The following is a 12,813-nucleotide window of genomic DNA, read 5'->3' on the forward strand; positions in this document are numbered from 1 at the left end:
CCGAAATATATACATTATTTAAAGCAGCTTCGAAAACTAGAAGTATCATATTTTTAAATAGGCATATGCCTATTATTTTTTTTGTTCTGTATAATAGATAGAGAATGAATAATAAGGAAGAGATGTAGATGAATCAAAATCGTATGCCTTTATATGAGGCGTTAATAGAGTTTAAAGAAAGAGGGCCGTTATCCTTTCATGTTCCAGGTCATAAGAATGGTTTAAACTTCCCTCAGGAGGCAATAAGAGAGTTTAAAGATATTCTATCTATTGATGTAACTGAGTTAGCAGGACTAGATGATTTGCATAGTCCGTTTGAATGTATAGATGAGGCACAACAATTATTGGCTGAAGTTTATAATACAAAGAGGAGCTATTTTTTAATTAATGGTTCAACAGTCGGGAACTTAGCAATGATTTTGTCTTGTTGCGGGGAACATGATATTGTTCTTGTACAAAGAAATTGCCATAAATCAATTATTAATGCTTTAAAACTTGCGGGAGCAAATCCCATTTTTTTAGATCCATGGATTGATGAAGCTTATAACGTACCGGTGGGAGTTCGTAACGAAATTATTAAGACAGCAATTGAAAAGTATCCAAATGCGAAAGCACTCATTTTAACGCATCCTAATTATTATGGTATGGGTATGGATCTAGAGGCAAGCATCGCTTTTGCACATGCACATAAAATCCCTGTTTTGGTAGATGAGGCACATGGGGCACATCTGTGCTTGGGAGAACCATTCCCGAAGTCAGCATTAACATATGGTGCAGATATTGTAGTTCATTCTGCACATAAAACATTACCCGCAATGACAATGGGTTCCTATTTACATATAAATAGTCACTTAGTAGACGAAGAGAAGGTTACTACTTATTTAAGTATGCTACAATCTAGTAGTCCATCGTATCCAATTATGGCTTCCTTGGATATAGCACGCTTTACAATGGCGCGTATAAAAGAAGAAGGTCACAGTGAAATTGTTGAGTTTTTACGAAGATTTAAGGAACAATTACGTTCTATTCCCCAAATCGCCATTTTAGAATATCCGTTGCAAGATGAGTTAAAGGTCACCGTACAAACTCGTTGTCAGTTATCAGGGTACGAATTACAGTCTGTATTTGAAAAGGTCGGTATATATACAGAGGTGGCTGATCCGTACAATGTCCTATTTATTTTACCCTTACAAGTAAATGAGGGATATATGAAGGTTATAGAGATGATCCGAGTAGCATTGCAACATTATGAGGTGAAAGACAAGAGGGAATCTATTCGTTATACTTATAAAGGTGAATTCTCTCTTTTACCGTATACGTATAAACAACTAGACGGATATGAAACAAAGATAGTATCTATAGAAGAGGCTGTTGGAATGATAGCGGCGGAAATGGTGATTCCGTATCCACCTGGAATTCCATTGATTATGTATGGAGAGAGAATTACTTCAGAGCATAAAGAGCAAATTATGTATTTAGAGAGAGCAGGAGCTCGTTTTCAAGGTAATACGAAATATATGAAAGTGTATGATATAGAAAGTAGGTTTTAGGATGAAGGGATTATTTGTAACAATTGAGGGCCCAGAAGGTTCAGGTAAAACAACGTTAATTAAAAGCTTATTGCCATATTTTGAAAAAAAAGCACAAAAGGTAATGGCGACAAGGGAACCAGGCGGTATTGCAATTTCTGAGGACATTAGGACGATTTTACATAAACAAGAATATACGATGATGGAAGCACGTACAGAAGCGCTTCTTTATGCTGCTGCGCGCAGACAACATTTAGTAGAAAAAGTTATGCCAGCACTTAATGAGAACTACCTCGTGTTATGTGATCGTTTTATAGATAGCTCTTTAGCATACCAAGGCTATGCAAGAGGATTGGGTATGGATAAGGTATTTGAAATAAATCGTTTCGCAACAGAGGACTGTATGCCTAGTTTAACAATTTATCTAGACATTGAGCCTGAGGTTGGTTTGGCTCGGATTGAAAAAGATGCAGGACGTGAAGTAAATCGACTAGATATGGAAGATATCTCTTTCCATAAACGTGTGCGCGAGGGGTATTTACAAGTTGTAGAACGTTTCTCGGATCGTATTGTATTGGTAAATGCTGATCAGCCGATGGAAAAACTTATAGAAGAAGTTGTTCAGATTATAGAAGATAAATTGTTATAATAGAAGGAAAGAATGAAATAAGTGAGGTATGCATTATGACGAAGACGTGGGAGCAGCTTTCTGCTATACAACCCATCGGTGTAAAAATGTTGATGAATAGCATTGCAAAAGAGCGTATATCCCACGCTTACTTGTTAGAGGGAGGGAAAGGGACAGGAAAGTTTGCGACAGCAATTCAAATGGCAAAGAGTTTCCTCTGTTCTGAGCGGAATGGGGTAGAGCCCTGCCATGTATGTACAAACTGTAAGCGAATTGATTCAGGTAACCACCCTAACTTACATATTGTAAAACCAGACGGATTATCTATTAAAAAGCAGCAAATTCATGATTTACAAGAAGAGTTTTCAAAAACAGGATTAGAGGCAAATAAAAAATTATATATTATTGAGCACGCAGATCGTATGACAGCAAATGCGGCAAATACACTTTTGAAATTTTTAGAAGAACCAAGTAGTGATACAACTGCTATTTTACTTACTGAACAAAGTCATCAAATTTTAAATACGATTTTATCTCGTTGCCAAGTTGTTACGTTTAGGCCGTTACCTACGGAATCTTTAATTAGAAGATTACAGGATGAAGGGATTACAGCATCTTTATCGACACTTGCTGCTCAACTTACAAATAGTTTTGATGAAGCTTTAGCTTTATGTAGTGATGAATGGTTTGCACAAGCACGAGCTTTAGTGATAAAATTATGTGAAGCGCTCGAAAAAGATAAAACCTCTATTTTTTTTGTACAAGAAAAATGGGGAAAACACTTTGGAGAGAAAGAACAATTACAGCAAGGTTTAGATATGTTACTCCTTATTTATAAGGATTTATTATATGTTCAACTTGGAGAAGAAGATCGTCTTGTTTTTCATGATCAGAAAGAGATGTTTGAATCGTTTTCCTATGCTCAGAAGCGCATTGTATCAGCTCTCTTTAATATATTAGAGGCAAAAAATAGAATCAACGCTAATGTAAATGCGCAGCTTGTGTTCGAACAGTTAGTGTTGCGGTTGCAGGAGGGATGACCGTTTTGTATGATGTAGTAGGTGTTCGCTTTAAGAAGGCCGGAAAGGTATATTACTTTGATCCAAACCAGTTCGATATCTCTGAAAATGAGTTTGTCATTGTAGAAACGGTAAGAGGTATTGAATACGGAAAAGTAGTTATTACCAAAAAACAAGTTGATGAAAACGACGTTGTATTACCGCTAAAAAAGGTTATTCGTATTGCAAATGAAAATGATCGTACCATTGTTGAAGAGAACAAACATGCTGCCAAAGAAGCATATCAAGTCTGTCAACAAAAGGTAGTAGAGCATAATCTTGATATGAAACTTGTAGATGTAGAGTATACATTCGATCGTAATAAGATTATTTTCTATTTTACTGCGGATGGTCGGATCGATTTCCGCGAACTAGTGAAGGACTTAGCCGCAATTTTTAGAACAAGAATTGAACTAAGACAAATTGGTGTTCGTGATGAAGCGAAGATGCTAGGTGGTATTGGTCCATGTGGTCGTATGCTTTGTTGTTCTACTTTTTTAGGGGATTTTGAACCTGTATCCATTAAAATGGCAAAGGATCAAAATTTATCATTAAATCCTGCAAAAATCTCTGGTTTATGTGGTCGCTTAATGTGTTGCTTAAAATATGAGAATGATGAATATGAGGCAGCAAAGGAACAACTTCCTGATTTAGATCAACGTATACAAACCCCGCATGGTACTGGCCGTGTTATCGGATTAAATATTTTAGAAAGATTAATTCAAGTGGAACTAGTAGACAAGGAACGGATAGTAGAATATACGTTAGATGAGTTAGTGAATAAAGGGGTCGTTTCGAGTCAAACCACAGATTAATGAGGTGGGTGCTTGTGGAGAAAAAAGATATTTTTGAATCGGTTTCTAGTATGGAAGAGCAAATTGGACATTTATATAAACAGTTGGGAGAGTTAAAACAGCATCTTGCAGAGTTGTTGGAAGAAAACCAGCATATAAAAATGGAAAATAACAATTTGCGACACCGTTTTGAAGAAGTGCAGAATAAAGAAAAACAAAAAACTCAAAAACGTAAAGAAGTGAAGCCGAAAACAGATATTGGTGAAGGCTATGACAATTTAGCGAGACTGTATCAAGAAGGTTTTCATATTTGCAATCTACATTATGGAAGTGTACGTAAAGAGGGAGATTGTTTATTCTGTCTGTCATTCTTAAATAAAAAGTGAAATTACCTTTCCAATTATAATTGGAAAGGTAATTTTTTATACATGAAATAGGGTAGGTTAAGGGTAAGAAAAGGAGCAGTATATGAATTTATATGAAGATGAACGTTTAGATTACTTATTAGCACAAGACATGAAGATTATACAAAGCCCATCAGTATTTAATTTTTCTTTAGATGCCGTTTTACTTGCAGATTTTGCATGGGTACCAATTCAAAAGGGGAATTTACTTGATTTGTGTACAGGTAACGCGGTTGTTCCCCTTCTATTAAGTACAAGAACAAAAGGAAATATTACTGGGGTGGAAATTCAAGAACGCTTATATGATATGGGAGTAAGAAGTGTTCAATACAATGGGTTGGAGGAAAGAATTCACCTCATACATGGAGATTTGAAAGATATGCCAGAGAAACTTGGGCGTCATCAATATGATGTTGTTACATGTAATCCACCATATTTTCAAACACCTCAAACTTCAGAGAAAAATATGAATGAACATTTAGCGATAGCTCGTCATGAAATTATGTGTACATTAGAAGATGTTGTATCTGTAAGTAGTCAGTTAGTAAAACAAGGTGGGAAAGTAGCGTTTGTACATCGTCCAGGGCGATTACTAGACATTGTCACATTAATGCGTAAATATAAAATTGAACCAAAGCGTGTGCAATTTGTTTATCCTAAGGTTGGAAAAGAAGCAAATACATTGTTAATTGAAGGAATTAAGGATGGAAATGCAGATTTGAAAATTTTACCGCCTCTCGTTGTATATGAGAACAATAACGAATATACAAAGGAGCTACGTTCGATTTTATATGGAGAAGAATAAGCACTTTTTTTATGTGGTAGAGTGCTCTGATGGAAGTTATTATGCTGGATATACAAACCATATAGAAAAGAGAATTCAGACTCATAATAGCGGCAAAGGGGCTAAGTATACACGCGTCAGGCTTCCTGTTGTTTTAAAATATGTAGAGACCCACGATGATAAGCGTACAGCTATGCAAGCGGAGTATTACTTTAAGCAATTAACGAGAAAACAAAAAGAGGCATATATGCAAAAAGGAGAACGCTATGTGGCAACAAAAAAGCTTTCAACAAAATGAAAAGGGAGTTTTATATTTAGTACCAACTCCTATTGGAAATCTAGAAGATATGACATTTCGTGCAATCCGAATTTTAAAAGAAGTTGATTTAATTGCTGCTGAAGATACGAGACAAACGAAAAAACTTTGTAATTATTTTGAAATTGAAACACCTGTTACGAGTTATCATGAGCACAATAAAGAAGTAAGTGGGAAGAAACTATTAGAGAAATTAGAGGATGGAAAGAATGTAGCACTTGTTAGCGACGCTGGTATGCCGTGTATTTCTGATCCAGGTTACGATATTGTCGTTGAGGCAGTAGCTGAGCAATATCATGTAATTCCGCTTCCTGGAGCAAATGCAGCCCTTACAGCATTAATTGCATCCGGTCTTGAAACAAAGCAGTTTTATTTCTATGGTTTCTTGCAGAGAAACAAAAAGGAACGAAAGATGGAGTTAGAAAAGCTTCGTTATGTACAAACTACAATGATGTTTTATGAAGCGCCTCATCGTTTAGACGATACTTTAATTTCGATGCAGGAAGTGTTGGGAAATAGAGAGATTGTATTATGTCGAGAGTTAACTAAAAAATTTGAGGAATTTATTCGAGGGACAATCGAAGAAGCAATTGAGTGGACGAAGCAAAATGAAGTACGTGGTGAGTTTTGTATTTTAGTAGCTGGTTCAACAGAAGAACCTGCTCCAGAAGAACAATGGTGGGAATCTCTTTCGGTATATGATCATATTGAATATTATATAAATGAAAAAAGTATGAATTCAAAAGAAGCGATTAAAACAGTCGCTAAAGATCGAGATTTGTCGAAAAGAGATGTATATCAAATCTATCATGTCGATAAAAAATAAGCTTCTCATAATTGAGAAGCTTATTTTGCTGTTTCGATATAATCTTGAAGTTCGTTTAAGATTTGCTCAGCGCCTTCTTTGCTTAAGATGATTTTACCTTCAGCTAAAGAAAGGTTACCGTCAGATACTTCACCAGTTACTTGGCAAGTCATGTTTGGTTTATATTTCTTTAAGATGATTTTTTCGTCATCAACATAGATTTCAAGAGCGTCCTTTTCTGCAATACCTAAAGTACGGCGTAATTCGATTGGAATTACTACACGACCTAATTCATCAACTTTACGAACAATACCAGTAGATTTCATAATTTTTTTCCTCCTAAATAAATAGTTTATAAGTTTCGAGTCTATTTTTAGATTCGTCATTTTTCGACAAAATACCCTATGGACATATGATACCAATCATTTACATTTCCGTCAATTCTTAAATTCTATATTTTTTAAAAAGATTTATAGATTTCTTATTTCTTATATATAATAGATTGAGAGGAAATTCCACAATTATTTACATTATTTTCTGAAAAAATAATAAATTAAAAGTGGAGATTGTATATTTTTGTGAAATATGAGCAATAGATGATAAAGATATCGAGCATTAAGACCTAAATTTAAAATTAGGTTGGCGTAAAGAAGATAAGTTAGATTTGGGCTGCTCGTAAAAGCCCAATTAATGTGGGCTAATAATTAGTGGGGAGGAACAAAAACCCTACTGATTAAAGTTTCACTTTATATATGAGTTTTTGATATACTGTTTATAAATACATATGAGGTTATTCGGGAGGTCCAAAACAATGACAGAGGAAAATAAGTCCTTTTATATTACTACCCCAATTTATTATCCAAGTGGAAAATTACACATTGGACATGCTTATACGACAGTAGCAGGAGATGCGATGGCACGATATAAGCGTATGCAAGGTTATAATGTGCATTATTTAACAGGAACTGATGAGCATGGACAGAAGATCCAAAAGAAAGCAGAAGAGTTAAATATTACGCCACAGGCATATGTTGATAACATTGTTGCAGGAATTAAAGAGCTTTGGGAGAAGATGGATATTTCTTATGATGATTTTATTCGTACAACTGAAGATCGTCATAAAGATGTTGTCGAAAAAATCTTTAAGCAATTAGTAGATCAAGGTGACATTTATCTTGATGAATATGAAGGTTGGTATTCTGTACAAGATGAGACGTTCTATACAGAGCATCAATTAGTAGATCCAATTATGGAAGGCGACAAAGTAGTTGGAGGAAAAAGCCCAGATAGTGGTCATGATGTAGAACTTGTTCGTGAAGAATCTTATTTCTTTAGAATGGGTAAATATGTCGACAGACTATTAAAGTTCTATGAAGATAATCCACATTTCATTCAGCCGGAGTCTCGTAAAAATGAAATGATTAATAATTTTATTAAACCAGGATTAGAAGATTTAGCGGTTTCTCGTACTTCATTTGACTGGGGAGTTCGTGTTCCTGGTAACCCAAAACATGTTATTTACGTATGGGTTGACGCATTATCTAATTATATTACGGCGTTAGGTTATGGAACAGCAAATGAAGAGAAATATAAAAAATTCTGGCCTGCAGATGTGCATTTAGTTGGGAAAGAAATTGTTCGTTTCCATACAATTTATTGGCCGATAATTTTAATGGCATTAGATTTACCTCTTCCGAAGAAAGTCTTTGCTCATGGCTGGATTTTAATGAAGGATGGAAAGATGAGTAAGTCAAAAGGAAACGTAGTAGATCCAGTTACATTAATCGATCGTTACGGATTAGATGCATTACGTTATTACCTACTTCGTGAAGTTCCATTTGGATCTGATGGTGTATTCACACCAGAAGGATTTGTGGAGCGTATTAATTTCGACTTAGCAAATGACTTAGGTAATTTATTAAATCGTACAGTAGCTATGATTGATAAGTATTTTAACGGAGAAATCCCTGCATTTAAAGAAAATGTGACGGAATTTGATGAAACGTTAGTAGCGTTTGCACAAGATACTTTGAAAAAAGTAGAAGAAGCAATGGAGAATATGGAGTTCTCTGTAGCGTTAGGATCTATTTGGCAACTAGTTAGTCGTACGAATAAATATATTGATGAAACACAACCATGGGTATTAGCAAAAGATGAGAATGATCGTGAAAAGTTAGCTTCTGTAATGGCTCATTTAGCAGAAGTACTTCGTCAAACAGGTATTATGCTTATGCCATTCTTAACAGTAGCACCAAGCAAGATGTTTGCTCAGCTTGGCCTTACTGATGAAGCTCATAAATCTTGGGAAAGTCTATCTACAATTGGCTGCATTCCAGCTGGAACAAAAGTAGAAAAAGGAAACCCAATTTTCCCTCGTTTAGAAATGGAAGTGGAAGTAGAGTACATTAAAGAACAAATGAAAAGCTCTGCTCCTAAAGTAGAAGAGAAAAAAGAAGAAGAACCGAAGGCAGAAGAAATTACAATTGATGATTTCTTTAAAGTAGAATTACGCGTAGCTGAAGTACTATCTGCTGAACCTGTGAAAAAAGCAGACAAGTTGTTAAAAATTCAACTAGACTTAGGCACAGAAAAGCGTCAAGTTGTTTCTGGAATTGCAAAATTCTATTCGCCGGAAGACTTAAAAGGTAAAAAGGTTATTTGTGTAACAAACTTAAAACCTGTAAAATTACGCGGTGAATTATCGCAAGGTATGATTTTAGCGGGTGAAGAGAATGGCGTATTGTCATTAGCATCAATTGACCAAAATCTACCAAATGGTACAAAAATCAAGTAATTAAGACAAGAAAAGAGATGTTTCACGTGTAACATGTGTGAAGCGTCTTTTTTCTTTTTACACTCTCTATTTTTGCATTAAGATTGTAGTATTGTTATCGTTAAGTTATTAAAGAACTTATTTTTGTAGAATAAACTTGATTTCAATATAAAAGGAGTTATGTATTATGTTGTTTGATACACATTCACATTTGAATGCAGAGCAATTCGAAGAAGATTTGCAAGAGGTTATTGCCCGAATGAAAGAAGCGGGAGTTACTTATACAGTTGTTGTTGGTTTTGATGAAGTAACGATAAAAAAGGCGATGGAATTAGCTGAAGCCTATGATTTTATTTACGCTGCGGTTGGCTGGCATCCAGTTGATGCAATCGACATGACAGAAGAACATTTAGCTTGGTTAGAAGAACTTGCTTCTCATCCTAAAGTCGTTGCACTTGGAGAAATGGGCTTAGATTATCACTGGGATAAGTCTCCAAAAGAAATACAGAAAGAAGTATTTCGTAAACAAATTGCATTAGCGAAAAAAGTAAATTTGCCGATTATTATACATAACCGCGATGCAACTCAAGATATTGTCGATATTCTAGAAGAAGAGAATGCAGCTGAAGTAGGAGGCATTATGCATTGCTTTAGCGGTAGCGTAGAAGTAGCAGAGCGATGTGTTGATATGAACTTTTTAATTTCGTTAGGTGGACCAGTTACATTTAAAAACGCTAAGAAACCGAAAGAAGTTGCTACGGAGATTCCATTAGAGAAATTGTTAATAGAGACGGATTGTCCCTATTTAACGCCGCATCCATTTCGCGGGAAACGAAATGAACCGAGTTATGTAAAACTCGTAGCAGAAGAAATTGCGAATTTAAAAGGAATTTCTTATGAGGAAGTAGCAGAAATGACAACTAAAAATGCAAAAGTTTTATTTGGTGTTGAATAAAAAGAACGGGGGAAACCTGTTCTTTTTTATTTTGAGAAAAACTAGTAGAAGTAATGAAGAAAATAAATGTGAATGATGAAGTGTTACAATAAGGACAGGGAACAAAGATTTTTCTATTCTATTTTTTAAAATATAAGAATGGGGAAAATAATAATGGAAAAGTCGTCATTTTTTTGTTTTACTAAGTAGAGACGAAATGAGTGTGGAGGCAAGCATGAAAATAAAAGAGATTATCGTTGTAGAAGGTAAAGATGATACAGTTGCGATTAAGCGTGCTGTTGATGCGGATACAATTGAAACGAACGGTTCAGCAATCGGTGATCATGTTATTGAGCAAGTTAAATTAGCGCAGCAAAAAAGGGGCGTTATTATTTTCACAGATCCGGATTATCCTGGAGAGCGTATTCGAAAAATTATTTCTGACAAGGTTCCTGGCTGTAAGCATGCTTTTTTACCGAAGGAAGAAGCGCTTGCTAAAAGGAAAAAGGGTGTTGGGATTGAACATGCTTCTAATGAGTCGATTCGCCGTGCTCTAGAGAATATACATGAAGAAATGGAAGCTTACACAAGTGAAATTAGTTGGAGTGATTTAGTCGATGCAGGCTTAGTGGGCGGAGAAATGGCAAAGAGCCGCAGAGAAAGAATGGGTAAGCTATTAAAGATTGGTTATACAAATGCAAAACAGTTACATAAACGATTACAGATGTTTCAAGTTTCAAAGGAATCATTTGCAGAAGCTTATAAGCAAGTAATACAGGAGGAAAAAAAATGAAGGATATCGCAACGCCAAATCGTACAAAAGACATTGTTGAAAAGTATGGATTTTCATTCAAAAAAAGTTTAGGACAAAACTTTTTAATTGATACAAATGTATTAAATCGTATTGTCGATCATGCAGAAATTGGTTCAGAAAGTGGTGCAATTGAAATTGGACCAGGTATTGGTGCATTAACAGAGCAATTAGCGAAGCGTGCTAAAAAAGTAGTGGCTTTTGAAATTGATCAAAGACTATTACCAATTTTAGATGAGACGTTAGCGCCATATGGTAATGTTACAGTTATTAATAAAGACGTACTAAAAGCAGATGTACATGAAGTATTTAATGAGCAATTTGAAGAAGGGCAAGATGTAATGGTAGTAGCTAACTTACCGTACTATATTACAACGCCAATTTTATTTAAATTGCTTGAAGAAAAGTTACCAGTTCGTGGATTTGTTGTTATGATGCAAAAAGAAGTTGGAGATCGTTTAGCTGCTAAACCTGGAACGAAAGAGTATGGTTCTTTATCGATTGCCATTCAGTACTATACAGAGGTTGAAACAGTTATGACTGTACCGCGTACAGTGTTTGTACCACAGCCAAACGTTGATTCTGCAATTATCCGCCTTCTAAAGCGTCCTAAACCGGTTGTAGAGGTGACAGATGAAACGTTTTTCTTTGAAGTAGTACGAGCAAGTTTCGCACAGCGCCGTAAAACTTTAATGAATAATTTATCAAATAATTTAAATGGTTTCCCGAAAGATAAGGAGTTATTGGATCGAATTTTAACAGAAGTAGGAATTGATCCAAAGCGAAGAGGCGAAACGCTATCTATTGAAGAGTTTGCAACATTAAGTAATGCATTAGTTCTTCATAAATTATCATAAGAATATGAAAGGGACAGTTCAAGTTGAACTGTCCCTTTTGTCACCTTTCGCTCTCTAAATTCATACTTTAAAAACAGGTAAGATGGCCTAATGAGTTTGGAGGTAGGAGAATGGTTTTACATGTTGGAGAATTAGTGGAACGATATTCTCATAAGAGGGATATTCTTTTTCGTATTATAGAAATAAAAGGCGAGATAGCTATATTGTTTGGAGAGGAAATTAGACTGGTGGCGGATGCGCCACTTGAAGATTTAATTAGTATAGATCAAAGAGAACATAAAAAAAGGGTGAAGCGTGAGAAAGAAACAATGGAGCGCACGTATCGTTTGTTTCAACAAGATTATGTACTGATGAAACAAAGGCATGAACATACTTCAACTGGTGGATACACAAGTGAGGTAAATTATTTTCAAATGCCGGGACGTGTATTGCATATAGATGGAGACCCTTTATATTTGCGCAAGTGCTTAGATTTATATAATAAAATTGGCGTTCCTGTTCAAGGTATTCATTGTAAAGAAACGGAGATGCATGAAAAAGTAGTAGACTTAATAGATCACTTTCGCCCAGACATTCTCGTTATTACAGGGCATGATGCATATACAAAATCAAAAGGAGTGAAGGGAGATTTAGCGGCATATAGGCATTCAAGGCATTTTGTACAGGCTGTTCGTGAAGTGCGAAAAAAATATCCATCATTGGATCAACTTGTTATTTTTGCTGGGGCATGTCAATCACATTTTGAGGCACTAATTCGTGCAGGGGCCAATTTCGCTAGTTCACCATCTAGAATTAATATTCATGCACTAGATCCTGTATATGTAGTTGGTAAAATTAGTTTTACTTCATTTATGGAGAGAGTCAATGTATGGGATGTCGTACGTAATACAATTACTGGTGAAAAGGGACTAGGTGGAATTGAAACGAGAGGGATTTTACGAACGGGATTACCTTTTCAACATTACGAAGAGTAAGCAGGGTACATATGTATCTTGCTTTTTTGTATGGAAGGATTTAAATGAATTTGGATAAAAAGAGGTAAGAACGTAAAGACTACGTAATGATACTTTTACAATATAGTATTTCTTCTATCTATTCAAACGCAGGATGATATTAGCTG

The 12,813-nt window shown here is 35.3% G+C and carries 14 protein-coding genes; 13 read left to right on the forward strand and 1 reads right to left on the reverse strand.

Annotated features, from left to right (window positions below):
* Positions 1-128: 128 nt before the first annotated feature.
* From ACQGSG_RS08915 to rsmI, 8 genes are all read left to right on the forward strand, one after another.
* Positions 129-1,550 carry an aminotransferase class I/II-fold pyridoxal phosphate-dependent enzyme gene (locus ACQGSG_RS08915; protein ID WP_325843012.1) on the forward strand — a complete coding sequence of 474 codons (1,422 nt, stop codon included), beginning with the start codon at positions 129-131 and terminating at the stop codon, positions 1,548-1,550.
* 1 nt (position 1,551) lies between these two features.
* Positions 1,552-2,178 carry a dTMP kinase gene (tmk, locus tag ACQGSG_RS08920; protein WP_000677214.1) on the forward strand — a complete coding sequence of 209 codons (627 nt, stop codon included), beginning with the start codon at positions 1,552-1,554 and terminating at the stop codon, positions 2,176-2,178.
* 35 nt (positions 2,179-2,213) lie between these two features.
* A complete protein-coding gene (gene holB / locus ACQGSG_RS08925) occupies positions 2,214-3,197 on the forward strand; it encodes a DNA polymerase III subunit delta' (protein WP_000169563.1) in 984 nt (327 codons plus the stop codon).
* Positions 3,198-3,202: 5 nt separating this feature from the next.
* Positions 3,203-4,030 (forward strand): PSP1 domain-containing protein, encoded by an 828-nt coding sequence (locus ACQGSG_RS08930; protein WP_000272429.1) that lies wholly within the window; start codon positions 3,203-3,205, stop codon positions 4,028-4,030.
* A gap of 14 nt (positions 4,031-4,044) precedes the next feature.
* Positions 4,045-4,395, forward strand: a complete 351-nt coding sequence (yabA, locus tag ACQGSG_RS08935) for a DNA replication initiation control protein YabA (RefSeq protein WP_000412063.1) — start codon at positions 4,045-4,047, stop codon at positions 4,393-4,395.
* Between the two features lie 82 nt (positions 4,396-4,477).
* Positions 4,478-5,218, forward strand: coding sequence for a tRNA1(Val) (adenine(37)-N6)-methyltransferase (locus ACQGSG_RS08940; protein ID WP_001055367.1), 741 nt, complete (start codon positions 4,478-4,480; stop codon positions 5,216-5,218).
* The gene (locus ACQGSG_RS08945; protein WP_000414350.1) at positions 5,205-5,495 is read left to right on the forward strand and encodes a GIY-YIG nuclease family protein; all 291 of its coding nucleotides are present in this window, start codon (positions 5,205-5,207) and stop codon (positions 5,493-5,495) included. Before ACQGSG_RS08940 ends, ACQGSG_RS08945 begins: the two co-directional genes overlap by 14 nt.
* Positions 5,464-6,339 (forward strand): 16S rRNA (cytidine(1402)-2'-O)-methyltransferase, encoded by an 876-nt coding sequence (gene rsmI / locus ACQGSG_RS08950; protein ID WP_000267821.1) that lies wholly within the window; start codon positions 5,464-5,466, stop codon positions 6,337-6,339. Before ACQGSG_RS08945 ends, rsmI begins: the two co-directional genes overlap by 32 nt.
* 20 nt (positions 6,340-6,359) lie before the next feature.
* Here the strand turns inward: rsmI and ACQGSG_RS08955 are convergent, their stop codons facing one another.
* Complete coding sequence (locus ACQGSG_RS08955) at positions 6,360-6,644, reverse strand: AbrB/MazE/SpoVT family DNA-binding domain-containing protein (protein ID WP_000843036.1); 285 nt, start codon at positions 6,642-6,644, stop codon at positions 6,360-6,362.
* Between the two features lie 485 nt (positions 6,645-7,129).
* Here ACQGSG_RS08955 and metG point away from each other — a divergent pair, with 485 nt between their 5' ends.
* The 5 genes from metG to yabG all read left to right on the forward strand — a co-directional run bounded on the left by metG (position 7,130) and on the right by yabG (position 12,667).
* The gene (gene metG / locus ACQGSG_RS08960; RefSeq protein WP_000134135.1) at positions 7,130-9,112 is read left to right on the forward strand and encodes a methionine--tRNA ligase; all 1,983 of its coding nucleotides are present in this window, start codon (positions 7,130-7,132) and stop codon (positions 9,110-9,112) included.
* A gap of 166 nt (positions 9,113-9,278) precedes the next feature.
* Positions 9,279-10,046: a TatD family hydrolase gene (locus ACQGSG_RS08965; RefSeq protein WP_000895843.1), complete on the forward strand. Its 768-nt coding sequence runs from the start codon at positions 9,279-9,281 to the stop codon at positions 10,044-10,046.
* A gap of 214 nt (positions 10,047-10,260) precedes the next feature.
* The gene (gene rnmV / locus ACQGSG_RS08970) at positions 10,261-10,818 is read left to right on the forward strand and encodes a ribonuclease M5 (RefSeq protein WP_000692835.1); all 558 of its coding nucleotides are present in this window, start codon (positions 10,261-10,263) and stop codon (positions 10,816-10,818) included.
* A complete protein-coding gene (rsmA, locus tag ACQGSG_RS08975; protein ID WP_000651548.1) occupies positions 10,815-11,693 on the forward strand; it encodes a 16S rRNA (adenine(1518)-N(6)/adenine(1519)-N(6))-dimethyltransferase RsmA in 879 nt (292 codons plus the stop codon). The genes rnmV and rsmA overlap by 4 nt, the downstream gene beginning before the upstream one ends.
* Positions 11,694-11,803: 110 nt before the next feature.
* A complete protein-coding gene (yabG, locus tag ACQGSG_RS08980; RefSeq protein ID WP_000242868.1) occupies positions 11,804-12,667 on the forward strand; it encodes a sporulation peptidase YabG in 864 nt (287 codons plus the stop codon).
* Positions 12,668-12,813 lie beyond the last annotated feature (146 nt).

It is taken from the genome of Bacillus sp. GMa5/1 (genome assembly GCF_050172015.1).
In the GTDB taxonomy this organism is placed as follows: Bacteria; Bacillota; Bacilli; order Bacillales; family Bacillaceae_G; genus Bacillus_A; species Bacillus_A cereus.